This is a genomic window from Microcoleus sp. K1-B1 (genome assembly GCF_036704705.1).
In the GTDB taxonomy this organism is placed as follows: Bacteria; Cyanobacteriota; Cyanobacteriia; order Cyanobacteriales; family Microcoleaceae; genus Microcoleus.
This window is the reverse complement of the sequence record NZ_JAUBSH010000085.1, coordinates 3,323-28,327: the sequence shown is the minus strand read 5'-3', so window position 1 is coordinate 28,327 and position 25,005 is coordinate 3,323. Positions and strand designations below refer to the sequence as shown.

Sequence of the window (25,005 nt, the reverse complement as noted above, 5' to 3'; positions counted from 1 at the left end):
ACGTCTTAAGTTTAACTCCAATTAGGTAACTTAATATTTTGTTACATAGATTGGTTTTTTCCCGCCTACCTACTTATCGTGTCGCGATGGGCAGTGGGGACAGTTAAATTCACGGACTGATAGATCCATTTTTGGTATTGGCAACAAAGTATTTGAGCAAAGATGTGACGAAGGGAAAAATCTACCTACTTCTAGGTAAACTTTGCCTTCTGCCTCTGCTTTGTACTTGAGCATAGTGCAGAACATCCCCCAACTCGCATCACTTATTGCTTTGGCTAGATTGGGATTCTTGACCATGTTCTTTACTGCCAGATTTTCGACAACAATAACTTGGTTTTCGTTGACTATCTTACGGGATAGTTTATGTCGGAAATCTTCACGCACTCTGGCTATTTTTGAATGCACTCGGGCAACAGCTAGTTTAGCTTTGCGACGTTTGTTAGTCGTCTTATCCTTTTTACGAGATAGCTGACGCTGTTTGCGTTTGAGGTTGCGTTCGTGTTTCTTCAGATGTCTGGGATTTTGATACTTTGAGCCGTTAGATGTGACAGCAAAATCAACCAGTCCCAAGTCTATGCCAATGGCTTTACCCTCTTCACTGGCTGTCGGTGACTCCTGCCCATCCTCCATTAACAAGGAAGCGTAATAACGATCATCAGGCATTCTAGACACGGTGACAGTTCTTAATTTGCCAACAGTATCACGATGAATTTTGGCTTTTACGATGCCAAGATTTCCAGGGAACTTAATCGAGGATTTACTCAGAATTTTGACGTTCTGAGGATACTGCATTGATTGTCTACCCTGACGCTTTTTGAATGTAGGGTACTGTGCTCGACCATCAAAGAAGTTGATAAAAGCTTGAGACAGATTCAGACAAGAAGATTGGAGGCATTGGGAATAGCATTCTTTGAGCCACTCATACTCCTTTTTCCAAACTGGTATCTGTTTCTTCATTGTTAAGGCAGAGATACCCTTACCAGTTTCCTTGTAGGCTTGGGACATGGTAGCAAGAGACTGATTCCACACCCAACGAACACAGCCAAAGGCCCCGGCCAAATGACTTTGTTGTTTTTTGCTGGGATAGATTCTGACCTTGACCACCTTTAACACAATGTTTTTACCACAGTTGTAGTAACCATGATAACATTGAGCCAGCGATAGAGCAATGGATTTGTGATGCCTGCTCGCGCTTCGACTTCGCGGTTCCTGAGCGAAGTCGAAGGGCAGGATAAACTCCGTTGAAGGCTTCGTTTTCTCATACACCGCCTCAATCAAAGAGAGAATCGTTTTTTAATTTATTTGGCGGTGCAATTGTCAACTCACTCGACTCTCATCCCCAGGCTAAGTCGAGTACGAGTATACTGTGGGGATTCCCGTCTGCCTAGCTAAAGTCCAAGTCTATGATCTGAAGCAGCGCCTAGCAATCTCAAAAATTCCCAAATTCCTAAAGTCCCAATTCCTATCTAAAAATTATGAAAAAAGCCCGCGAAACAGCACGCGAACTCGCACTCCTCGGCATCAGCCAACTGCCGACGAATCCAGAACTCTTAGAAGCCAAGAAACTGCAAGATGTTCTCCTCGCCGCCATCCGTACCCTGACCACAGAAGTTCAAGAATCCCTAGAAGCAGCAGCATCCGAAGTGCAGCGGAGTAGCGACAAACTGCTTGCCAGCGAAATCCGTGCCGCCGATATACAAAGTGCTAGAGCAATGGTGCGGGAAGCAGTCGAACTCACCCAAACCGCCATCAACCGTCTCGGTTCAGCAATGGAGTTTCCAGAACTGATCCAGCTAGCCAACCAGCAAGATGTCCGCACCTATGCTTTGCAAATCCTGACGAAAGTCAGCGCCAACCGTGTTCAAATTGATGAATTGCTCTCGGAAGCCCTTGTAGACTGGCAAATAGAACGGTTGCCCCGGATCGATCGAGATATCATGAGAATCGCGATCGCCGAAATGCTATATCTCGGCTTACCCGAACAAGTCAGCGTCAACGAAGCCGTCCAACTGGCAAAACGCTACAGCGGCGACGAAGGACATCGCTTCATCAACGGAGTCCTCCGCCGAGTAGTCGATAAAATCAACGCAGAAGTTGTTAGTCCCTAGTTCTTAGTCAGTAGTCCTTAGTCAGCAGTCATTGGTCATTAGTGATTGGCAATCCGCAATCGGCTCTACACTAAGGACTGAGGACTAATGACTAATAACTATTCTCTATTCCCCATCAACTATGGTATTTAATTGGTTTCGTCGCCAGTACAGCGAAAGCGGATCTTCTGAAAAAGAAACTCCCCCCGAAAAGCCCCAAGATGAACAGGCAAAATCCCCACCGGTTGAGCCTCAAACAGATGCAACAGACCAAAGCTCTCCTGCTGTAGCCGAAGATTATCTCAATTGGGCAAAAGCTGCTTACAAAAATATTCAAAAACAGCAAAAACCCGAAACAGAAGTTTCCGAGAAAGCAGCGCCCGATGTTCCAGCAGCCGAAACAGAAATCGCGACAGTTGCAGAAGTTGCAGAACCGGCGACTATTGAAGCAACGCAGCCGATCGAACTTGAACCAGCACCCACCGCACCAACTGTTGCAGAAGTTCCAGAAGTTGCAGAAGCTCCAGTGCTTGAAGCAACCGAGGCGATCGAACTCGATGCAGCAACGCCCGCAGAAATTCCAGAAACTCTGCAACCCACAGCCGGGGCGATCAACATTGCACCTGTTGCTCAACAATTAGAAGTTACAGCAGAAAATATAGAAATTGCCGAACCTGCAACAGAGGTTGTAGAAACCGAATCACTCGCATCCGACGGCGAAGCAGCCGAAGCCCTGCCATTTTGGGCCAGAGCTCAGGCCGATCGCATGGAGCGCATCGAACGCCTCAAAGAAACCGCCCTTGAAGAACCAGAAGTAATTGCAGCCGCCGCCGAGAGAGCGGCAATTATCGAAGAAATTCCCGGTTTCGCCTTTGACGAAGGCTTCCTGTGGTCTTCAGAAATCTTAGCCAGTCAAGGTCGCCGCCCAGACCAAGTATCAGTCGAAGAAATCACTTGGCTGCAAAAACTGCGGAAAGGCTTAGAAAGAACGCGCCGCAGCTTAATTAATCGACTAAAGGCGATCGTTGGTCAAGGCCCGCTCAATCAAGACGCGGTAGCCGAAATTGAGACTTTGCTCCTGCAAGCCGATGTCGGAGTCGCAGCCACCGACATCATTATCAGTCGCCTTCAAGAAAGACTCACACAAGAAGTGCTGCCACCAGAACAGGCTCTAGCCTACCTGAAAACCATCCTGCGCGACATTCTGGACGCTCCCTGTGCCGAAACCGCCGCCGGTAATCCCCTCTACAGCCTGACATTTGCCCCGGAAAAAGACACTTTTAACATCTGGTTAATCGTAGGAGTTAACGGTGCGGGCAAAACTACGACGATCGGCAAACTAGCGCACATTGCTCAAAAATCCGGCTACAAAACCCTAATTGCCGCCGCCGACACTTTCCGCGCCGCCGCCGTCGAACAGGTGAAAGTTTGGGGTTCTCGCAGCGGCGTCGAAATTATTGCCAATCCAGGGAAAAATACCGATCCGGCTGCTGTCGTGTTTGATGCGATCGCCGCCGCCAGCGCCCGAGGCACAGAACTGCTGATCGTAGACACCGCAGGCCGCCTGCAAAACAAAAAAAATCTGATGGACGAATTAAGTAAAATCCGTCGCATTGTAGATAAGAAAGCCCCAGGCGCTACCGTAGAATCTCTACTGGTCTTGGATGCCACACTGGGTCAAAATGGTTTGCGACAGGCAGAAGTGTTCGCAGAATCGGCAAAATTAAGCGGAGTAGTATTGACAAAACTCGACGGTTCTGCTAAAGGTGGTGTTGCCCTAGCAGTAGTGCAGCAGCTTGGTCTGCCCATCCGCTTTATTGGAGTCGGGGAAAGCATCGAAGACTTGCGCCCGTTTTCTAGTTACGAATTTGTGGAAGCCCTACTCGATTTTAGATTTTAGATTTTAGATTTTAGATTGATCAGGTATCTGTGGTCGTCCCGATTTTTGGAGGCGGGTACAGAAGTTCAAAATCTCAAATCCTTAACCTCAAACTACCATCGCAGGACTTGCGCCACCACGGGCGGCGAGTGAAAACTAAATACCTAGAAACAATACCTTCCCCCTGTTCTTGCTGGGTTGGGTTCAAAACGCGAGTAGCGTGTCAAATTAAGCTCAAATTTAGTATCATTCTGCTGTCTGATTGCACATTATTCCCTATCCCCCTGACCACGAATTTCAAAGGTGGTACCCGCCACGTGATTTATCATTGGAATCAATCCAAAATCTAAAATCTAAAATCCTCAAGCCCCCGCATTTATCTCGCGCAAGTCAATCGAAAATCGAAAATCGAAAATCGAAAATCGATTGGCCCTCCCCTTAAGAAGGGCGACAGCAAATGGTTAAAGTCCCCCTTCTTAAGGAGAGCCGCTCCCGTCTTGGGGCCCCCAAGTAAAGCAAGCGGCGTGGATTTAGGGGGTATCTAGACTCAGCTATAAACGAGATTTCTGAAGAATTTTAGACTTAAGTTGATACCAATGTCCTAGTGCCCTATTTACTCGCTCAAACCAAACTACTTGCTCGAAAAAAAAACGGGTTTCTGTTCAAGTGGCCCGTAAGTCCTCAATCATTCCTCCTCCGTCTAAGATCGAAAATCACACATTTACAATGACTGCTGTGCCTTTGCCTCGCCCCTCACCTCAACCTGCTGACCGCCCTTCGGGTCGCAATTCCACCGACGCGACGCCAGTATTTGCCCTCAAAGAACTGGTGGCGCGTTTGCACCGATATCAGCACAACGTTCAAGATATGTTGGGTTCGCTGGGATTTGCCCTGCGAAGTTTTAACAATCTCAACCAATTTTTGGAGTTGGTGCCTTTGGTGGCGACTCGCGTTACGGACGCCGACGGGGGAGCTTTAGTGCTGTTCAAACCCAACGGTCAAGTAAGGTTCCAGCAGTTGCATTGTCAGGAAGGACGGCAGTGCCAAGATATGCGAAAAGCGCTGGAAATAGCCACCAGACAAGCTACAGCAGGTGTGGGCGCTACTGCTGGATCGTTTTCGGAAACCTCTGGGCAAACTTCTAGTCTCGACCTGCAAGTCGGTCGTTATTTGGGCCCGGATGTTCATTTGTTTGGGGCGCCAATTTTGGTCAACAATTTGGAACGCGGGCGGCTTTATGTTTTTAGCAGTGACCCGGAATATCTCTGGACTCCCAGCAGACAGAAATTAGTTCGGTTGGTGGCGGATCAAACCGCCGTGGCTATTTGCAAAGACGAACTTACTGTTAAGTTGGCGGAAAAAGACCGCTTAGACAGAGAGTTAGAAATCGGGGCGGAAATTCAATTGCGGCTACAACCCCGTAGTTGTCCGAAAATTCCCGGCCTTGACGTGGCCGCCCGCTGCCAAACTGCTAGCAGAGTCGGCGGAGATTATTATGATTTTATTCCCGCTGACTATGACCCGATCGGCAAGGAGAATGAGGGGGAACACCCCCCATCCCTAATTAAAAATCTCAAGTCCAAAATCGACAAGGGCCGCTGGAGCATTGTGATCGGCGACGTGATGGGCAAAGGAGTACCGGCTGGCCTGTTGATGACGATGACACGGGGTATGCTGCGGGCGGAGGTTTTGAACCGCCACTCGCCGTCGAGAATTTTGCAACATTTAAACCGGGTTATGCACGCGGATTTGGAAAATTCCCACCGTTTTGTGACTCTGTTTTATTCGGAGTATGACCCGAAAACTCGCGTTTTGTCTTACAGCAATGCGGCTCACCACCCGCCTTTGCTGTGGCAAGCTGCAACTAATTCGATTCTTCAGCTTGATACTTTGGAGGGAATGTTAATTGGGCTGGATGCTGATTCGCATTACCAAGAAGCTCAAGTGCAATTGCAGCCCGGAGATACTATTATTTATTACACAGACGGATTTACTGATGCTTCTAATCAAAGGGGCGATCGGTTTGATGAGGATAACTTGACCTCGGCTTTTCAGTGGGCGTGTCAAAATTATCAGCAGTCTGAAGAAATTTTGGATTATTTGTTCGATCGCGTACACCAGTTTATCGGCATCGGCAATCGTAACGAAGATGACATGACACTGGTTGTACTGAGGGTAACACCTTTAGCAGGAGAAAATCACCATGATAGTTAATTTAATGCCGGAAATTACTGCTGGATTAACCAATTCGATAACTTGGAACGATGTCGCTCACGTGGTGGTTTTGAAATCTCATTTGAGTTCGACGGTGTTTTTGGGTCAAAGTTATGAAATTTTTACTAATTTCCAGAAAGCTTGGCACAATTTTGTTTCGACTGGTCAAATAGGAGCTTTTTTTATAGGTATTTTTGTTGGCTGGTTCTTGAAAGGGATTTTTCGTTAGAGTTATTGTCGCATAAGCTATCGGAAAGAAATTTAAGATTGAAAAGGTTTGTCGCTAACCAAAACTTCACTTCTTTGTGATGCAGCAAAAGCTTCACAATTTTGTAGTCCAGACTTCAGTTTTTTCTGCTCAAAAGATGTATAAAAACTTTGTAGTCAGAACTTGAGTTTTTTCTTGCCGAATTGGGAATGGAGGACTAAACTCCTGACTACAAACCGGAGGAAGGATTTGAGTCTTTGCTAAAAACCGGTTTTTATAGACTTCTGCAACAGAGATATAATCTAGTTTTAGTTTGAGCAATGACAACACAACAAAAAACTTGGAGTCAAAGATTTGAATCGGCGCTGCACCCGGCGATCGCCCGATTCAATGCTAGTATTGGCTTCGATATTGAATTGATTGAGTATGACTTGACTGGTTCTGTCGCTCACGCTAAAATGCTGGCCAAAACGGGGATTATTTCCGCAGCAGAAGGGGAACAGTTAGTCAATGGTTTGGAACAGATCCGCCGCGAATACCGCCAAGGACTTTTTGTTCCGGGAGTTGATGCAGAAGACGTTCACTTCGCTGTAGAGAAGCGGTTGACGGATATCGTGGGAGATGCTGGGAAAAAGTTGCACACTGCCCGATCGCGCAATGATCAAGCCGGCACTGATACTCGCTTGTATTTGCGCGATCGCATCGCAGAAATTCGTGAGCAATTACGGGAATTTCAAGGGGTTTTGCTCGATCTTGCCGATCGTAATGTGGAAACTTTAATTCCCGGTTACACTCATTTGCAGCGCGCTCAGCCGATCAGTTTGGCTCATTACCTGTTAGCTTATTTTGAAATGACCGATCGCGATTGGGAACGTCTCGGCGATATCTGCAAGCGGGTGAATGTTTCGCCTTTGGGTTGTGGCGCGCTGGCGGGGACGACTTTCCCAATTGACCGACATTATACGGCAGAACTATTGCATTTTGACAAGGTTTATGCTAATAGCTTAGATGGAGTGAGTGATCGAGATTTTGCGATCGAATTTCTCGCTGCCGCCAGCTTGATTCTGGTACACCTGAGCCGCTTGTCAGAAGAAATGATTTTGTGGTCTTCTCACGAATTTGGATTTATTACGCTCAAAGATAGCTGCGCTACGGGTTCTAGCATCATGCCCCAGAAAAAAAATCCCGACGTGCCGGAGTTGGTGCGGGGCAAAGCGGGGCGGGTGTTCGGTAACTTACAAGCCTTGTTGGTAGTAGTGAAGGGACTTCCTTTGGCCTACAACAAAGATTTGCAAGAAGATAAAGAGGCTTTGTTTGATACCGTAAGAACGGTACAGGGTTGCTTGGAAGCAATGACCATTTTGTTGCGCGAAGGAATCGAGTTTAATGGCGATCGCCTCGCTGCTGCTGTTACGGAAGACTTTTCTAACGCTACAGACGTAGCCGACTACTTGGCCGCCAAAGGCGTTCCCTTCCGGGAAGCTTACAACCTTGTCGGCAAAGTCGTCAAAACTTGCCTTTCGGGGGGCAAACTCCTCAAAGATTTGACACTTGAGGAGTGGAAAGACTTGCACCCAGCCTTTGAGACAGACATTTACAGCGCGATCGCACCTCAGCAAGTGGTGGCGGCTCGCAATAGTTACGGGGGTACCGGGTTTGAACAAGTGAGAAAATCACTTATCGCTGCGCGCGATCGACTCGCCTAAATATCGTTGAATTATTCGACAAATTCCGGCTGGCTATCTCTCCTTAGAACGATCGTGTTTTCCACTCTGGTTCTAAGTTCGGCAGATAGCCTGACTCAATTAATCTTCAGCAGCAGCCATGTCTTTGTCTCTGCCGCCACCGCTCATGGCGCCCATGCCACCGCCGTTACCGCCGTCAAATCGTCTTCTCTTATTGGAGAACATATCTTGATTTCTCCGCTTGCGAAACTTGCGAGCGTATGCTTGATTTCGTTGTGCCTTCTCTTTCTTGAGATTGCGGCGCTTAGCCATTCTGACCTCACTAATAAACATTGACAGTCCCCGGGCTTTCACGCACGGGGATTCTTAAGGTTGACACTCTGTACACTCTTGGTGACTGAGATTCTTGGTTCAGCGAAGTCACTTGCTTGCGACAGGATTTCTCCTGCCAAAATATAGGTGTCTTCTCCCCAAGCGTAAATTCCGGTATGCCATACCGTACTTGATCAGTTCTCTTTATGTAGTTAGGTTTTCTTCAAATTTAGCTTTCCTAAACCGCAACACCGTTAGGTGAGACTACGCACTCAACTAATCCAGTTAAGTTTTTACGTTGGCTAGTTATACTCAATTTTAGACCGATGACGATCATAGCACACCCGGTACAAGACCCAGAAAAAAGAACACCGGGATTCAAGTCGCTGGGAATCTGGGTGCGATCGGGACGCAATGTTGTCAATCTTCCAGAAGATTTCTATAAACTCTTGACAAATACGACAATTGACATACTCACCGACCTGAACGTGCGGTGATTCCTAAGCCTCACGACTTAAGTTTCTGCTTCTTCGCAACTGCCTCCACCCCTAAAGAATTTTGGTCTTATGTTCGCTCCACAGACTAGCCCCGCAAGCCCTGCGGTTTTTACGTGTCGAATACCAGAAGGAATTCTTTGTAGTTTTGATTCTAGGGATGCTTACCATTGCCCTATCCTCTTTTCCCGGTCTACCGATTTTTCTGCGCCGTCAGCACAAAGCTGAACTTCGCTCGTATAGGCTGTCTGATCCATCGTCACGGGTGGGTCGTTGACCAATTATATTGTAAGATAAAGCCGTCCTAAAAGGACGGGGTTTCTACCCAATTTTCTGATGACACTTAATCCCGGTGACGTAGCTCCTGTCTTCAGCCTGCCCGACGCGGAAGGCAATGTCGTCAGCCTTGCAGATTTTCGAGGGCGGCGAGTTGTACTTTATTTTTACCCTAGGGACAATACCCCTGGCTGTACCAAAGAAGCTTGCGGCTTTCGCGACATTTACTCAGACTACCAGTCGCGCAATATACCAGTCCTCGGCGTCAGTACAGACGGGGCTGGGGCCCACGCCAAGTTTGCAGCTAAATATCAACTGCCTTTTCCCTTGCTGTGCGACTTAAACGCTGAAGTTGCTACCGCCTACGGCTGTTACGGACTCAAAAAGTTTATGGGAAAAGAATTTATGGGAATTACTCGATCGACTTTCGCGATCGACCCTGATGGTAGGATTGAAAAGGTTTATCGGAAAGTCAAACCAGAAACTCACGCAGCCGAGATATTAGCAGACTTGCCAGACCTCTCGCCTGAATGAAAAATTAAAAATTAAGACTTTTGAGCTGCCAGCTAAGAAACCTGAAATTACTTTCCCCTAAACAAGCTTTTGAGTTTATGCGTCGATTGTGGCAAATTATACAAACTGTGCTGGGACTGATTTTCCGACATCCCGTTACTGGTACTGCGGTGATTCCCGTATTGCCTGACGGGCGAATTGTGTTAATTCGCCGCCGCGACAACGGTCGCTGGGCACTGCCGGGAGGTATGGTGGATTGGGGAGAGGATATTCCCACAACTGTGCGCCGGGAATTAGCGGAGGAAACAGGACTCGATTTAGTCAAAATCCGTCGCTTGGTGGGTGTTTATTCGGCTGCCGATAGAGACCCTCGCCTGCACTCGATTTGTATCGTGGTGGCAGCAGAGGTAGAGGGAAAGATGGAAGTTCAGGATACGCTTGAAGTCAGCGAGGTTGAGGCTTTTTTGCCCGCATCGCTGCCGGAGGGCGCACTCAGCCACGATAACGACCAACACTTACAGGACTATTTTCAAGGCCTGACAACTTTGGCGTAAATCGGCGGGGTATCCAAATTTGAGAAAAGTCGGAAATTACCTCGCGGTCAAAAATTGTCTGTTATGAATGTGGAATTAATTTTCACTGTTTTCCTACTTTTATTCACAAACTCTGAACATTAAATTAATCATCTTTTTATTACTAAATATTTAACCGGATGTACTCACCGCTACGCAATTCTAGGGTCAAACTCTCTGTAGGGCAAATCTTTTGGCACGAAGTCGGTCAAGGCCCGAATTTAGTATTTTTGCACGGTTCTTGGCACGATAGCAGTCAGTGGCTGAGGACGATCGAACATTTGAGCCCCTACTACCACTGCTTCGCACCGGATTTGCTGGGGTTTGGCGACTCGGAACGCCCGCATCTTCATTATTCGATCGACTTGGAAGTAGAATGTCTCGCCCAATACCTCGATACTTTGAAGCTGCGACAGGTTTATTTAATCGCTCACTCTGTGGGCGGCTGGGTGGCCACCAGCTATGCTATCAAATATCCCGATCGAGTTCAGGGTTTGGTGTTGTTGGCCCCAGAAGGCGTCAAGGTTGGCAATCGGCGGGGGCGGTGGCAGACGGCTAGCTGGCTAATCGGCCAACCTCCGCTGGCTTTGTGGTTGCTGCGATCGATTTATCCTATTGCTAAGTTGCTGGGTAGCCAAAAAAAGATTGACGGATTGCTAAAGTTCAGACAGCAGTTGATGCAGTCCCCTGTTGCCGTGCAGTTGCTGTTCGGGCGGCGGCGGGCGGAAATTACAGCGGAATTAGTTGATGAGAATTTGCCTTTGCTGAAAGCGCCTGTTTTGCTGTTGCACGGTTCCGAAGATACTCCTGCAGCTTCGTCTCTGTGTCAATCCTATGCTGCTCTGACTCCTAATGCCGAACTACAATTAGTCAGTCCGGGGGAAAGCAATTTGCCGCAGGAAGTCCCGGATGTTGTTGCTAACTATATTCGCGAGTTTGCTAGGTGAATTGGGCATTGGGCATTGGGCATTGGGCATTGGGCATTGGGCATTGGGCATTGGGCATTGGTAACAGTCAACAGTCAACAGTCAACAGTCAACATTTAATAGGCTAATTCCCCAAAAAATAGCATCGGGTGCGTCAATTAAGCCTGCAGCTGTATCAGGAAAGGCTGCGGTGAGGTATTTTAAAAGCATAGTGCGATCGCCCCCCGTGACCGCAATTTTGCTATCAGGAAACAAACACCGCCAATCTTCAATAAAATCCCTAACTCCTGCCACCGTCGCATACACAACTCCGCTTTGAATTGCCCCAGCAGTGTCTGTCGCCCAGCGGTATGGCAGATTTTGTGGTAAACTGATTAAAGGTAATGCAGCAGTTTTTTTAGATAGCGACGATAACTGCAAACCCAAACCTGGTAAGATTGCGCCCCCAACTAAATACCTATTGACATCAGCCCCAGTAAATGTTAAAGCTGTACCAGCATCTATAAGTAAAACTGGCCAACCCAATTGGTTGCCAGCACCCAGTACAGCCAAAGCTCTGTCAATTCCCAGGGTAGGATAGAGTCCCCCGATCGGCAACTGGTCTAAAGTAATAATTCGGACATCTGGATAACTCTGCCAAATTGCTGTTTGCTGGGTAACTACTGAGGCCAAAATTAGAGGCAGCGGCACGCAAGAAAGTGTGTGAGGATTAGAAAAAGCGGGAGTAGCAGGAAGATAAAGGAGATTTTGAGTAGATATTTCCTCGATCGACCTCATTACTATTTGCACCAAATATTCTGCTTTTTCCTCCTCTGAGAGTGGGGAAACAGCATCAGCATTGAGATGCTCTGTATCCCATGTTTTCTCCAGGGTTTTGCCCACAAATAATCCCCAGTGCAGCCGGGAATTGCCGATCGCCAAAGCTATTTTAATCTCGGCTTTACCTGTCAATCCAGAAGTAATGTTGTCGGTGCTTGCGGGCGAACGAAAATTGTCGGGAATTGAATTTTCCATGTTGAGCTAGCCGGCGCAAACATTGAACTAAAGATAGATTTTAGATTAATTTTATTCGCTTAAACGGGCGGTTAACTCTATTTGACATCTGACCAAGTTCCATGCCACGCGCCAATTAGTATTGTCGGCTGCAGAGGGCATACTTGCTAAATATAAATATTTGTAAAGCAAATAATTGCTTTGCTCAGGCTGCATCCTTTATAATGTCTTAAGATATTCCAAAAGTCCTGGTAGCTGCGATGGGGCTGTTGGCGGGGTAAGCACAGGTTTATAAAACCAGACTCAATCAAAATACTGTACAACTGCTGAGTAAATATGTCTTTAAAAATACAACAACACGAAAACCCCTGGCACAGAGTAACTTCGCGGTTGCCTGAATCTGAAAACTGGATGCAGGAAGAAAGTCTTTCGCTGCCGGAAGTAGACCAACAAAAAGCCCTAATCGTGCAGATGCAGCAGCAAGTTCAGTTATCAAACTTGCTGAACCAAATTAATAACGAAATTCGCAGTACACTTGACATAGAAGAAATTTTGACATCGGCCTGCAGATTGCTGGGGCAAGCATTACAGTGCAGTCGCGTGAGCATTTTAGTCAAAGAATCAAATACAGAAAAAACTTTAGTTACGCGCGGAGAGTACAACGCGGGAGACTATCCCATCCAACTGGGAATGAAAGTACCGATGACTGACAATCCGCATTTGGCTGCCGTCGTGTCTCAGCAAGAGTCCCTAGCAGTGACGAAGTTTCTCGATTTTCCGGGATTGAACCCACAAACCCGAAAAATTGCCGAAGCTTTGGAGATTAAGTCAATGCTGGCAGTAGCTACTCGCTATCAAGGTGAAGTGAATGGCATAATTGGCTTGCATCAGTGCGATCGCGAACGGGAATGGACTGATTGGGAAAGGCAGCTTTTAGAAGGGGTAGGATCGCAATTGGCGATCGCGATCAATCAAGCCAAACTCTATAGCAAAACCAGGCGCCAAGCCGAACGAGAATCGCTGCTACGGCTGATCGGCAACCAAATTCGCAGTACCCTAGATCTGGAAACGATCCTACAAACAGCGGTGAGAGAAGTCCGCCAAATGTTGCAGTGCGATCGAGTAATCATTTATCAGTTTCAAGACAACTGGCAAGGAAAAGTTGTTGTTGAAGATATGGTCATCCCTTGGCCTTCAATTTTAGGAGATATGGGGGCGGATAAGTGTTTCCGGGGAGATTACGCCGATCTTTACCAGCAAGGGCGAGTCAAAGCAATTAATGATATTTTTAATGCTGGTTTAGAGCCTTGTCACGTTGATTTCTTAGACCGTTTGCAGGTAAAAGCTAATCTGATCGTGCCGATTGTTACATCAAGAACTGAAGAAAATACCCCCGACACAGCCGGAAGCTATAATCCTAAATTTCCCGGTAGGCTGTGGGGTTTGTTGATTGCCCACGAGTGCCGGGATACCCGCAATTGGCAGCCACAAGAAATGGAGTTGCTATCCCAGATAGCCAACCAAATGGCGATCGCCATTCAGCAAGCAGAACTTTATAGCCAAGTCCAAGATGCTGCGGTAAAATCTCAAGCTCAAACCCAGCAATTGCAGGCTGCGTTAGAAGAATTGCGATCGGCACAGCAGCAATTGATTCAAAGCGAAAAAATGTCAGGTTTGGGGCAAATGGTAGCCGGAATTGCTCATGAAATTAACAACGCCAACAATTTCATCCACGCTAACTTGTTTCACGCTCAAGAATATTTTAAAGCCTTGAATGAAGCTCTAGAACAGGTCGGAAATGCCTGCCCGGAAGCAGCAGAAGCAATTGTCAGAATCAATGAAGAACTAGAACTCGATTACATTCGAGAAGACTTTGGTAAACTGCTCAATTCAATGCGAGAAGGCAGCGGGAGGATTCGCTCGATCGTGATGACGCTGCGAAATTTTTCTCGTTTAGACCAAGCTGAATTAAAACCAGTAGATTTGAATGAAGGTTTAGAAAGCAGTTTCTTGATGCTGCAAAATAAGCTAAAAACCCATATCAAAATAGACAAGCAATACGGCAATTTGCCGCCCGTCCAATGTCATGCCAGTCAAATTAACCAAGTATTTTATAATTTGATTGACAATGCTTTAGATGCGCTCCAGTCAACGAGCAAACCGGGGGAATTAACTATTCGCAGTTGGCAAAGCGAGCCGGACTGGGTAACAATCTCTTTCCGCGACACGGGAACTGGGATTCCTGCAGAAATTCAAGACAAGATTTTTGACCCATTTTTTACTACTAAACCTGTGGGAAAAGGTACGGGTTTGGGACTTTCAGTGTGCTATCAGGTAATTGTTCAAGCTCACGGTGGCAAGCTGAGTTGTGTCAGTCAGGTTGGCGAAGGAAGTGAGTTTATTGTAGAGTTGCCCCTGACTAATCAGAGGAGGGTAAGTGCATAATTCCTGCTTTAGTCAGATTAATGCCCAATGCCCAATTCCCCACGCCCAATTCCCCATGCCCGTGGATTTATAAGTAATTAACCCGGCTTGATATTAATTGTCAACTTGCTGCTGGTAGGCGTAATATACAGCCTCTAAAAAGAGATTAGCATCAACTTTTGTCGGCAGTTTTCCCAAACCAATGATTTCTTTAACCTGAGTAGCCAGTTGTTTGCTCAATTCATTTTTGGCACTAGGTATCATAGCTTCGCGCCGCTGCAAATACTCTCGAACTACAGCAAAATCTTCTGGCAGCAAGCGGGAGATATCGGTATCGATCAGCAATTTTTTTGCCAGGGATTGAGCCGATGTTGATACTTTCAATGCAGTAGTTGTCAGAGGTTGTTCTTCTTGAATTACCAGGGTGCCGGCTACCAAATCTCCTAAACGTTTTTCCCGCTGGCTGAACACTATAAAAAATACGCCTATAAAAAATAAGTCGTCAAAAGGCCGGATCAAAGCCCGCAGTGTTGATTGCTGAAGCCTGACTGGACGGCCGTCATCCCTAATTACTCGGATTTTGACACGACGCTTGCCTGGTGTTTGACCAGACCACACCGTTTCAAAAAATACAAAGTAACCTACATAAATGAAAAAACCAATTAATGCCTGAACTGCTATCAACCAGAGTTCTAAGCGATTGGTACTTCCTAGCAACTTTGCGATCGTCTCAAGCAACACTGAATTAAATATCAGCGCACTTAATAGAAACACTAATATCATCACACCCAAAATGATATAGTCTATCAGCAATGCGTATGCTCGGTTGCCAATTCCCGCTAAGGTAAATTCGAGTTCTACACTTTCGGGAGTGTGGAGAGTGAAGCGATTAAAAAGTGGCATAAGTCCAAGGAAGAAGGAAGAAGGTTCGGCAACGAGCAATGTACGGGATGTAACGGATGTAAAGGATAGAAGGAAGAAGGCAGAAGGCAGAGCTTAGGGTTAATTAGGTGGGCTTACTTTTCAATAGAGAGTAAATTCCGTTAAATTTGGCGTTTTTTCTTAAAAAAATTGAACTATTTAAATACCAAATTTATTTAATCAATCTGGTATTGGGGCATTCATTTTTTGGTATTTGGCTTGTTTGAATCGCGTTTTTTATCGCGCATTTGCAAACCCAAACCTTCTTTGCGACTGCGGAGGTCGTAGTAGATAATGGCTTTAATAGCTTGCCAAAAAGGAGTTAGCAGCGCGCCAAAGCCAAAGCTCAGTCCCACAATCAAAATCCAATAAAATAAGAAGTATAGACTGGATTCTGGCCCCAAAATTCTAAGTAAAACAATTTGAACGATCGCGGTAAGTACATTTGATACAATGTAAACCGGGAGAGAAACCAAAAAGGCAACAACAACTATCCACTGAATGCGTCCAACCGACCCCTTAGTTAACTCCCAACTGCGACTGATTGCTGAACTAGCACTCTGATTGTTCTCGATCGCCAGCGGCACCTCAACAATCAGCAAGCGAGAGAGAATTCGGATATATATAATTAAGAAAGCAATTACCCCAACGGCTACCAGCAAACCTCCAATAATTCTGCCATTTTGCCCAAAGATAGTAGCAGCCCCCACTCCCACAACTAACAGCGCGATCGCAAATCCCAAGTAGACTCCAATGTAAATCATAGATGTCAATACACCCGCCCACAAAAAACGCCACATCCGAGGATTCACCTCACTGTTAGCATCACTGACAGTCTCAGGATTTTCCCTAACTTCACCGTAAGCCAGACGAGAAATGAGCCCTGAGATGGCAGAATATTTAGCCCAACCATAAATCGGAACTAATAACCACAGATAAGCTGTGAAAGCCAAACCAAAATATGACTTAAAATGGTCGCGGTAAATCCGCAAACTAGCGCTAACCACATTACCGACGCTCAAGGGGCCTGTTTGTCCAGAAGAACTAAGATTTTTTTTAGGCATGACTGGATGGGTATAGTTGTGTGAGGCGGAAAATTTACAACTATCTTAAGCTATATCTAATAGAACTTAGTGAAAACTTTATGAATATTAAACGTTGGATCGCGCGGCGGGAACCGAACTGGAAACGGTTGGACACTCTTTTACAGCAAGTGGAAAAAAAGGGGCTAAAGTCCCTACCTGCGTCTGAAATCAGGGAATTAGCGAGTTTGTACCGTTCTGTTTCGGCGGATTTGGCTAGGGCGAGGACAAATGAAGTCGGTAATATTTTGTTACAAGATTTGCAAAGGTTAACTTCTCGTGGCTACACCCAAATTTACCAAGGTTCGCGCCGCCAAGATTGGGAAGCTATGGTGGAGTTTTGTCGCTGGGGTTTTCCGGCTACGGTACAGGAGACGCTTGGTTATACGGCGACTGCGACGGGTATTTTTTTAGTAATGGTGTTGATTGCTTGGTGGTTTGCTTGGCAAGATCCGGCGTTTTTGTCCCTAGTAGTTCCTGGACATTTGATTAAAACGGTACGCGATGACGGGAAATTGTGGATGGGTTCAATTGTGGGAATCGAACCTTTAGCTTCTAGCGGTATTATGACTAACAATCTATCCGTATGTTTTGCGGCTGTTGGGGGAGGGATTGTTTTCGGTATTTACACTGTTTATATTATGGCATTTAATGGAGTGAGCATCGGCGCGATCGCCAGTTTAGTAGCTCAGCACAATTTAGCTTACCCTTTTTGGGCGTTTGTATTTCCTCACGGTTCCCTGGAATTGCCGGCGATTTTTTTAGCTGGCGGCGCTGGTTTAATCATCGCCCGCGCCATCTTTTTTCCTGGCAAATACCGTCGTGCTGATGCTATGAAATTTTACGGTACTCAAGCTGCACAATTGGTATTTGGGATTGTGCCGATGCTGATAATTGCTGGTACGATCGAGGGTTTTTTCTCGCCAAATCCCGCAATTCCCGATCCGTTGAAGTATTTGGCTGGGATCGGGTTGTTTGCGCTGTTGGTGATGTATTGCAGTAAAAGGCGATCGGCTGAAGTTCCTAGATAATTCGGAGCTTGAAATCCGGGCGATCCCCCTAAATCCCCCGCCGGAGGCGGACGAAAGAGGACTTCCGGTTCCCCTCTTCTTAAGGGCGAGGGGGATCTAAATCTAACGGTCAAACAGCAGTCTGTGAGTACATTTGACGTTAAATTTGACCCAAATAGCACCTTACCTACCCATATCGAGCCAAGTAATTAATTAAAATTATGACTCTTACTAACATCCGCTTTCCCGAAGACAATCCTTTTTCTCGAATCAAGGTTCGGCATATATTTGGATGGTACTGCTTATTGGGTACAGGCATTTACTTTCAAATAGGAATGATTGGCTCTACACGGGGGATACAGTTCGATGGTAAAACACCATTAGATCCATTTGTTGATAAAATAGCTGAAACTTATTTAATGATTTTGTTACTGGCTTTGGTGTGGCGACAATGCAGGCTAGCGGGAATTGAAATTAAATATCTGGTTGGTAAAGTTCCCGATCGCTACCAATGGTTTCCCTTAGTAGGTCTGGCGATCGCTAGCGTGGTTTTCGCAATAGGTGTATTCCGAATATTTTATTATCCTTTGTCTTTCATTGTACCTTCTTTTGTGGAAAACTTATTGATCAGTAATAGAAATGGCAGTATTTTAATGACAGCTTCAAAAACGTTTTTTCCTGCACTTTACTACTTGATTTTCGCTATTTACTATTATGCAACATCTCCCATATTTTCTGCTTTTATTTTAATGGCTATTCTCTTACACAGATGGGCGGAAAAATGGGGAAAGACCCGAACAGTGATAGCTTTTTTTCTGCTGTCTCTAAATTCTTATAATTTTATATTTAGTGTTATTGCAACCTTCATCAACGCAATTTTGTATGTAAAAACTCGCAGCTTACTTGTACTAATAATTTTTAGGGCTTTGATAAATCTTATTTGGGGAGTTTGGAATGTGTCATATACAAGATTTCTTGACAAGCAAACAGGAAGCAATCTAGATATATTTCGCTCTGAAGTACAGCTAGGTGTCTTGTTTTTTGTTGTCTCAGCCCCTTGGGTAATCGGTTTCATCTATAAAAACTGGTCTGTTCTCAAAGGGCCTTTACCTTACTTTGCGAATGCTGCGGAAGCTGAGAAGATTAAAGCTGATTCCGAGACTTAAGTTGCAAATATCGGTTAACTAATTGCTCGCTAATTTGATTGGCTGGTGCATCCAAAACCAAAACTCCTTTTTGTTTCAACTGTGCAAAAGCTACCTGACGCTGTGCTAGTAAATCTAAAGCTACAGCACGATTATAAGTAGGTGTAATTTCTACGGTGGAAGTGTGAGCGATTTTGTCAACGAGAGGGTCGCGCAAAGTTACACAAAAAGGCAAATAACGAGGTGTTAAACGCGCTAAAGCCGAAAACATTTCTGTAGAAGCTGTGACATCTACTAAATCAGTAATTAGCACAACTAATGCACGGCGAGTTTGTTGACTTACTAATTTAGTTACAGCGCCAACATAGTCTGGTTCTAACAAAACTGGCTGAATTGGTGCAAGGCGTTCAATTAATTTAGACAGTTGATGTTGACCCCTTTCTGGGGGTATCCAAGTCGTGATTTCCCGATCGAACACACCGACTCCCACGCGATCGCCCCGATTTAGTCCAGCCAAAGCTAAAGATAGCGCTGCACTCACTCCCCAGTCAAAACGCTTCAAACCCTGGACTCGCGCAGTCATCAGCCGTCCCCTGTCGAGTAAAATAATCAAAGTTTGCTCTTTTTCTGGTTCTAAAACTCTGACTAAAGGGCGCGATCGCCTTGCAGTAGCTTTCCAATCAATCAAGCGAGGATCGTCACCAATACCATATTCCCGCAGTTCGGCAAATTCAGTTCCCATGCCGAGTTTTTGTAACCGCCGCATTGTGCCAGTATTTTCCAATGTTAGCCGAATAGAGAGTTCTTTCAACATCACTAAATCGGGATAAACGGCAACTTGTTCACTAGCAGGTATTTTCCAGTCGTTCCATGCTAAACCCCAGTTTCCCAACTGCCGCACTTGAATATCTCCCCACTTATATTTTCCGCGATTTGACGGGCGGATTGTATAAGTTAATTCCTCCTCGCTGTTAGGATTGAGGTCGGCTTCCAGCATCGGTTTAGAGACATCAAACTCTAGGGGATAGGAGTCGCGCAGGCGAATTTTAGCTGTTTGATTTGCCGTTAGCGCAGCCCTCGGAGAGGATCGCACTGACAGTATAACCGGATTGTCTCGCCCAATCGAAAGTCTGTGCAACGGATGGCGTGTCACTTCCACCCGATGAGATTTTACGCGCAGTGCGTCGGTAATCGCTAGACCTACAATTAAACAGTCAAATAGCAAAGTGCCGATAATACTTGTCTGCTGATTTACAAGCATAGCGAGCAAAAGGGCGATCGGAATGGCGATCGCTAACAGGAAATAAAGGCGAATAGAAGGAATCATTACAATTTCTGATTAAGATACTGGTGTACACAATTCAACGAGAGTTCCGAATTTTATTTGCTTTCTTCCTTTACATGATTTGCAAGTAGTTTGCGTCGTTCACCTGTATAACGCCACCAAGGCTTAGCTGGTTCGCCATTGAGGAATCTTTTGACAGAAATGAGAGCGTCAAGTACACATGGATCGTGGCGATGTCCCATGACATTAGCAAGTTCGTGAAACACTTCTAATGGCGATCGCGTTTTAAGTTGATCTGGTTGCTCAATACCAATGCTTCGCAAATCCGCACTCATTGATTTCCCAATGTTTGGCAGGTCTTCAAGCTTCTTGACTTCGTTTAGAGACTTCTTCATAGTTCTGGTGTGGTATTTTTGCGCTCAATTCCTACAATACTTGCTTAATAAAGATTTTTTGTCAGGAATTCGATTCCTCCAAACGAAACGTAAACATAACATGATCGCTCGGTGTTTCTGGATTACCAACAGCCGAATACAGATTCATCGCTGCTGTATTTTCGCGATCGGTAAGCACCCAAGCTTCTGTACAACCCAACTCACGAGCGACCTCAAATACTGCATTCATCAAACGCTTCCCCAAACCTTGCCGGCGATGAGTTTCTGCTACGCTAACCTCGTTAATCCACAGTTCGGGACGTGCCTTGTCGGGATGAACATAATGAACTGCTGAGACAAAGCCGACAACTCGATCGTCATCGATTGCAACAGCCAGATGGTGGCGCGAGTCTGTCAAAAATTCTTCAGTACGTGGGATATCGATCGAGTTGTCAAAGACATCTGGATCGACATTTTTGAGAATATCTACATCATTACGATCCAGAATTTTGATTGCGATCGTCATAGTTATATTTCAGTTTACCTCGGTACAGCGACTTGTTTTAATACCGAAGCAATTACCGAATCAATTTGCAAGCCATCTAGCAGCGATTCTGGTTTGAGAATCAGACGGTGACGCAAAAGCGGCAGTGCGATCGCCTTGACATCATCAGGAGTAGTATAATCCCTGCCGACTAGCCAAGCGTGAGCTTTACTACTTTGCAACCAAGCTACTGCCGATCGCGGAGAAGCACCCAATGCCAAATCGGGATGTTTTCGCGTATTTTGTACCAAAGCTAGCACGTAATCGAGCACTTTCTCTTCTACTTTGACAGTTTGTACTGCTTGACGGGCGCTAATTATTTGCTCTACCGTTGCTAAAGATTTGATCCGAGCTAAATCGATGCGTTTGGCGCGAAATCCTGCCTCTGCGTTCAGCAACATTTGCTTTTCGGCGGCTGCATCGGGATAATCAACAACAAGTTTAAATAAAAATCGATCTAACTGAGCTTCTGGTAGCGGATAAGTGCCTTCAAATTCTAGGGAGTTTTGAGTGGCGATTGTCCAAAATAATTCTGGCAGAGCTAAAGTCGAACCGTCTAACGTTACCTGCTGTTCTTCCATTGCTTCTAGCAGTGCTGACTGGGTTTTCGGAGGCGTGCGATTAATTTCATCCGCCAGCAAAACTTCTGTAAACACTGGCCCTTTTTTCAGGGTAAAACTGTGGCTGTCAAAATCAAAAATATTCGTTCCCAAGATATCCGACGGCAAAATATCCGGCGTGAGTTGAATGCGACGAAAATCTGCTTGAATCAATTGGGCGATCGCTTTAACAAGTAGAGTTTTCCCGGTTCCCGGCACTCCCTCAATAATCACGTGGCCGCCGCTCAAAAGTGCCACTAGCAAGTGCTGTACTGTGGAAGACTGACCCACAACTATTTTGTCGAGGGCTTGGCTGAGGCGTTTAAAAATCGAGTTTGTTTCGCTCATTTTAGATTTTTCCTATCAGAGGGGAGATGTTGACGGATCTGCTGCCATTTACCCAACCAGGCTAGCAAATCTGAATCGCTGATGCGGCGTTTATGAGATGGCGAGGGCAGAAGTTCTGACAATTCTGCCGCTTTTCGCCCTGTTTGCTCAACCCAAGCATTTGTTAGGGTTTCACTTTCCAGCGAACCCTGTCCCAATAAGAATGCTTTTTGCAGTTGTAACTGTTCTTCTTTTCCGATAATTTCTACCGCAAAATCAGTGCTGTTTGCTTTTTGCAAAACACCCGCTAGTGCTTGAATGTAAGCTTCGCTGTTGTCAACCTGCGGCGCTGATAAAGTTACAGGCTGTCCAAACCTGTTCCACCCGGCAAAAATAGCAACGAGTAAAATAATTGTACCCTGTATCAAAACGGGAAATAGAGGAGTTTTGGCTAAATAAGTGAATAAATTTCCCTCGTATTCTCTTTCAAGAACTTCTGGATCTTTGTAGCCGTGAATGTATTCGTCTACCCAGACTTTATTGAGGATTTTACTCGTTCCCTGGCTTTGCGGGTTAATTGAATTTTGGATTAATTTGACTGCTAGAGCCTGCTGGGTTCCTTCTATTTCTTTTTCTCCACCTTCTAATTGAGTAACCAGCCCTGCTAAAAATTCATAATTACCTGGAAAATCCTGATAAGCATTAGCAGCTAAATGGGAGGTGCTGGAAAAATAAACTGTTCCCTTACCCAGTGTTTTTTTCCAAACAATTGCCCCAAATTGATCGTCTAAAACTTGTTTTTTATCACTGGGATATCTCCGCCCCGTGTCAATCTTGATTTCCCCGGCTGAAGCTGGGTGCAAGCTACTAAAAGGTGCTGGTGTCACCGGTGTGCGAACTCCCAAAATTACCAAAACATTGCCCTGTTCCACCCACTTTTTCTCTGTCTCAGAAACACCTTCTGGTATCAAGCTACTATAGATACGTAAAAGTGTACTAGGCGGTTTTGCATCTTGGTTTTTAGCAAGGTCTTCAAAAGGTTTTTGCCAGCGGTGAACCTCGGTTCCCCGTTTTGACATAAAAGCATACCATGCTCCGTAGCCGTCCGGCGCTCTATTATAAGTAGAACCTCTGTTGATTTTGTTGTTAGCAGGAGCAAATAACAGGGTAATGATCATTATTGCAGTAATGGCGATCGCTCCCAACAACCATAACCTACGCTTTGACAAGTTCATCGCTCGTTAAGTAAGTAAGTAAGTACAAATAAATATAACATGGGGGGTTTTGAATGAATCAACTCACTCATAATATAGAACCCATTTGAGATATTTTAGCGCTCGTGAATCACATTACGGAACACCAATAAACTTGGTTTTTTACCATCGCATTTTTAATGGAATCAGATTTAACTTACGCCCGAACCTCAATTTTTAGAAATTCCCAACAGAGTTATGCGTAGACATATAAAATCTTGAGTATTTTTACTCATAAAAGTCTCTGCTGATTCACTTTTGTCCGCTGAAGCAGTGAACGCGGCCTCTTGGGCGGCCCGGAATGTTGGATTTAAGCTCTCCTCTACAGATGTGTAAAACCCGCTTTTTATAGGGCTGAAAAAAATATCGCAATTTTTCCGGATAAAACCTATTGATGATGAAAGTTAAACATCCCTATGTAAATAGGTCTAAGTAGGTGTATTTTTTACACTCAATATTTGATCAGGGGCAATAATACCTTCAGATGCTTATTGGGCAAGCATTTTTACTTGATTTACCGGCAGGTATGAGGAAAATTTTCTTGCAGTGATCGATCGCTACAAGAAAGCCCAACCTCTGGTTTTCAGTCACTTCTAATCATTAATTACTCATCATCAAAGGAGAAGCTATGGCTACTTCATTCACTGGTTCTTTGGGTACAACCACTAATTACAGCAGCATCAGTGAGCTAATTGCACAATGGCCTACTGCAGCCCAAAATCAAGGCATCCAACTGTCTGGGATAGCTTTTGATGGCTTTGAAACGAACTACACTAACCCTATTCCCATCAGCAACCTCACGTTAGCAACGAACGAAACCCCTAAAAGCGGGTTGAGCTACGGCGGTACCGGTGGTATTGGTGTCTACGGCTCTTATAGTGGTTGGTTTACCGATGTCAATAAATTGCGGGCGGAAATCAACTTTGACCCCAACACCAATCTATCTCAGGTGCTGAAGGTGAAATGGGCAGATAATAAAGATATCACTAGCGCCACGATCGGCCTGAGTGGATTATTTCCCAAATCAAGTTCTACAGTGAACGATCAAGGCGATGAAGTTGGTTCGCTGCAACTCTTTAATGATGGGGCGCCGGTATCGGCCAGCAATTTTACGATCACTCGCCTCAGCGCTCCTGCCACTCCAAAACCGCTCGGTGTGTCTTCAGATGGAGTGACTTTCACTGGCGATAGTATCGATGGCAATTTCACATTCCAGATAGTAGGAGACTCTCTCACCGGCGTTACTTTTGACGAACTGCGGTTCTCCGCCAAAGGCTACACGAACCCCACCGCTGCCTACCTCGCTACCTCCACCAAAACCGATAGTTCCGACTACCTAGTGCGGAGTATTCAATATCAAGGCATTGATGTGACGCCGACGCCGACGCCGACGCCGACGCCGACGCCGACGCCAACTCCAACTCCGACAGCTCCCAGTCTCTTCCAGTTCGCCCAACCAAATTACACGGTGGCTGAAGGCAACGTGGCGACGATTAACGTTACTCGCACCGGTGGCACGGAGGCTGGATCGATTAGCTACACTACTCTTGACGGTTCGGCAAGTTCAGCAGGCACTGCTGCAGATTACACTTCGGCGACGGGGGTGTTGAATTTTGCTGCGGGGCAAACAACCGCTAGTTTCACCGTGACGTCTTTGACTGATTTGAATGTGGAATCATCGCCGGAAACGGTGAATTTGGTGCTCTTCGGTGGCAATGTCGGCAGTAGTCCGTCAATTTTGACGATTAATGATGTGCCGCCAACTCCGGGGACAACTCCGGCGCCGACGCCGACATCTCCCAGTATCTTCCAGTTCGCCCAACCAAATTACACGGTGGCTGAAGGCAACGTGGCGACGATTAACGTTACTCGCACCGGTGGC

General features: G+C 45.8%; 23 protein-coding genes. 13 read left to right on the top strand and 10 right to left on the bottom strand.

The genetic code is table 11. The annotated features are described in order from the left end of the window. Positions 1-69: 69 nt before the first annotated feature. The gene (locus QUA83_RS23910) at positions 70-1,113 is read right to left on the bottom strand and encodes an RNA-guided endonuclease TnpB family protein (RefSeq protein WP_333296350.1); all 1,044 of its coding nucleotides are present in this window, start codon (positions 1,111-1,113) and stop codon (positions 70-72) included. A gap of 362 nt (positions 1,114-1,475) precedes the next feature. Between QUA83_RS23910 and nusB the strand changes: the two genes are divergently transcribed. The 5 genes from nusB to argH all read left to right on the top strand — a co-directional run bounded on the left by nusB (position 1,476) and on the right by argH (position 8,094). After that, positions 1,476-2,108, top strand: a complete 633-nt coding sequence (gene nusB / locus QUA83_RS23905; protein WP_333103525.1) for a transcription antitermination factor NusB — start codon at positions 1,476-1,478, stop codon at positions 2,106-2,108. A 121-nt stretch (positions 2,109-2,229) separates the two neighbouring features. Continuing rightward, positions 2,230-3,987, top strand: coding sequence for a signal recognition particle-docking protein FtsY (gene ftsY / locus QUA83_RS23900; protein ID WP_333296348.1), 1,758 nt, complete (start codon positions 2,230-2,232; stop codon positions 3,985-3,987). A 705-nt stretch (positions 3,988-4,692) separates the two neighbouring features. Then, entirely contained in the window at positions 4,693-6,180 is a 1,488-nt protein-coding gene (locus QUA83_RS23895) for a PP2C family protein-serine/threonine phosphatase (RefSeq protein WP_333296347.1), read from the top strand. Next, positions 6,170-6,409 carry a hypothetical protein gene (locus QUA83_RS23890; RefSeq protein WP_333296345.1) on the top strand — a complete coding sequence of 80 codons (240 nt, stop codon included), beginning with the start codon at positions 6,170-6,172 and terminating at the stop codon, positions 6,407-6,409. Before QUA83_RS23895 ends, QUA83_RS23890 begins: the two co-directional genes overlap by 11 nt. A 299-nt stretch (positions 6,410-6,708) precedes the next feature. Then, positions 6,709-8,094 carry an argininosuccinate lyase gene (argH, locus tag QUA83_RS23885; RefSeq protein WP_333296344.1) on the top strand — a complete coding sequence of 462 codons (1,386 nt, stop codon included), beginning with the start codon at positions 6,709-6,711 and terminating at the stop codon, positions 8,092-8,094. A gap of 99 nt (positions 8,095-8,193) precedes the next feature. Here argH and QUA83_RS23880 read toward each other — a convergent pair whose 3' ends face one another. Further along, positions 8,194-8,385, bottom strand: coding sequence for a hypothetical protein (locus QUA83_RS23880; RefSeq protein WP_190738786.1), 192 nt, complete (start codon positions 8,383-8,385; stop codon positions 8,194-8,196). Between the two features lie 326 nt (positions 8,386-8,711). Here QUA83_RS23880 and QUA83_RS23875 point away from each other — a divergent pair, with 326 nt between their 5' ends. The 4 genes from QUA83_RS23875 (at position 8,712) to QUA83_RS23860 (ending at position 11,187) form a co-directional block, all read left to right on the top strand. Next, positions 8,712-8,882 (top strand): hypothetical protein, encoded by a 171-nt coding sequence (locus QUA83_RS23875; protein ID WP_333296343.1) that lies wholly within the window; start codon positions 8,712-8,714, stop codon positions 8,880-8,882. A gap of 333 nt (positions 8,883-9,215) precedes the next feature. Beyond that, a complete protein-coding gene (gene bcp / locus QUA83_RS23870) occupies positions 9,216-9,689 on the top strand; it encodes a thioredoxin-dependent thiol peroxidase (RefSeq protein WP_333296342.1) in 474 nt (157 codons plus the stop codon). Between the two features lie 77 nt (positions 9,690-9,766). After that, positions 9,767-10,222 carry an NUDIX hydrolase gene (locus QUA83_RS23865; protein ID WP_333296341.1) on the top strand — a complete coding sequence of 152 codons (456 nt, stop codon included), beginning with the start codon at positions 9,767-9,769 and terminating at the stop codon, positions 10,220-10,222. Positions 10,223-10,380: 158 nt separating this feature from the next. Further along, entirely contained in the window at positions 10,381-11,187 is an 807-nt protein-coding gene (locus QUA83_RS23860; protein ID WP_333296340.1) for an alpha/beta hydrolase, read from the top strand. A gap of 81 nt (positions 11,188-11,268) precedes the next feature. Here QUA83_RS23860 and QUA83_RS23855 read toward each other — a convergent pair whose 3' ends face one another. Then, positions 11,269-12,180, bottom strand: coding sequence for a pantothenate kinase (locus QUA83_RS23855; RefSeq protein WP_333296339.1), 912 nt, complete (start codon positions 12,178-12,180; stop codon positions 11,269-11,271). Positions 12,181-12,495: 315 nt separating this feature from the next. Here QUA83_RS23855 and QUA83_RS23850 point away from each other — a divergent pair, with 315 nt between their 5' ends. Next, a complete protein-coding gene (locus QUA83_RS23850) occupies positions 12,496-14,604 on the top strand; it encodes a GAF domain-containing protein (RefSeq protein WP_333296337.1) in 2,109 nt (702 codons plus the stop codon). 93 nt (positions 14,605-14,697) lie between these two features. On the opposite strand, the gene QUA83_RS23845 is transcribed toward QUA83_RS23850, so the two are convergent. Then, positions 14,698-15,486 (bottom strand): RDD family protein, encoded by a 789-nt coding sequence (locus tag QUA83_RS23845; protein WP_333296336.1) that lies wholly within the window; start codon positions 15,484-15,486, stop codon positions 14,698-14,700. Between the two features lie 218 nt (positions 15,487-15,704). Next, a complete protein-coding gene (locus QUA83_RS23840; protein WP_333296335.1) occupies positions 15,705-16,568 on the bottom strand; it encodes a glycerophosphoryl diester phosphodiesterase membrane domain-containing protein in 864 nt (287 codons plus the stop codon). A gap of 80 nt (positions 16,569-16,648) precedes the next feature. On the opposite strand from QUA83_RS23840, the gene QUA83_RS23835 reads away from it, so the two are divergent. Further along, positions 16,649-17,617, top strand: coding sequence for a stage II sporulation protein M (locus QUA83_RS23835; protein ID WP_333296333.1), 969 nt, complete (start codon positions 16,649-16,651; stop codon positions 17,615-17,617). A gap of 200 nt (positions 17,618-17,817) precedes the next feature. Continuing rightward, positions 17,818-18,762 carry a hypothetical protein gene (locus tag QUA83_RS23830; protein ID WP_333296332.1) on the top strand — a complete coding sequence of 315 codons (945 nt, stop codon included), beginning with the start codon at positions 17,818-17,820 and terminating at the stop codon, positions 18,760-18,762. Here QUA83_RS23830 and QUA83_RS23825 read toward each other — a convergent pair. The 5 genes from QUA83_RS23825 to QUA83_RS23805 form a co-directional block, all read right to left on the bottom strand. Next, on the bottom strand, positions 18,740-20,068 hold the full coding sequence (locus tag QUA83_RS23825; RefSeq protein WP_333296330.1) for a DUF58 domain-containing protein: 1,329 nt from the start codon (positions 20,066-20,068) through the stop codon (positions 18,740-18,742). The genes QUA83_RS23830 and QUA83_RS23825 overlap by 23 nt on opposite strands. A gap of 53 nt (positions 20,069-20,121) precedes the next feature. Then, positions 20,122-20,421 carry a helix-hairpin-helix domain-containing protein gene (locus QUA83_RS23820; RefSeq protein WP_333296329.1) on the bottom strand — a complete coding sequence of 100 codons (300 nt, stop codon included), beginning with the start codon at positions 20,419-20,421 and terminating at the stop codon, positions 20,122-20,124. A 61-nt stretch (positions 20,422-20,482) separates the two neighbouring features. Next, positions 20,483-20,926, bottom strand: a complete 444-nt coding sequence (locus QUA83_RS23815; protein ID WP_333296328.1) for a GNAT family N-acetyltransferase — start codon at positions 20,924-20,926, stop codon at positions 20,483-20,485. Positions 20,927-20,940: 14 nt separating this feature from the next. Next, entirely contained in the window at positions 20,941-21,891 is a 951-nt protein-coding gene (locus tag QUA83_RS23810; RefSeq protein ID WP_333296326.1) for a MoxR family ATPase, read from the bottom strand. Beyond that, a complete protein-coding gene (locus QUA83_RS23805) occupies positions 21,888-23,099 on the bottom strand; it encodes a DUF4350 domain-containing protein (RefSeq protein WP_445301806.1) in 1,212 nt (403 codons plus the stop codon). Before QUA83_RS23805 ends, QUA83_RS23810 begins: the two co-directional genes overlap by 4 nt. Positions 23,100-23,751: 652 nt before the next feature. Here QUA83_RS23805 and QUA83_RS23800 point away from each other — a divergent pair. Next, positions 23,752-25,005 (top strand): Calx-beta domain-containing protein (locus tag QUA83_RS23800; RefSeq protein WP_333296324.1); only part of this gene is annotated, 1,254 nt, incomplete at its 3' end.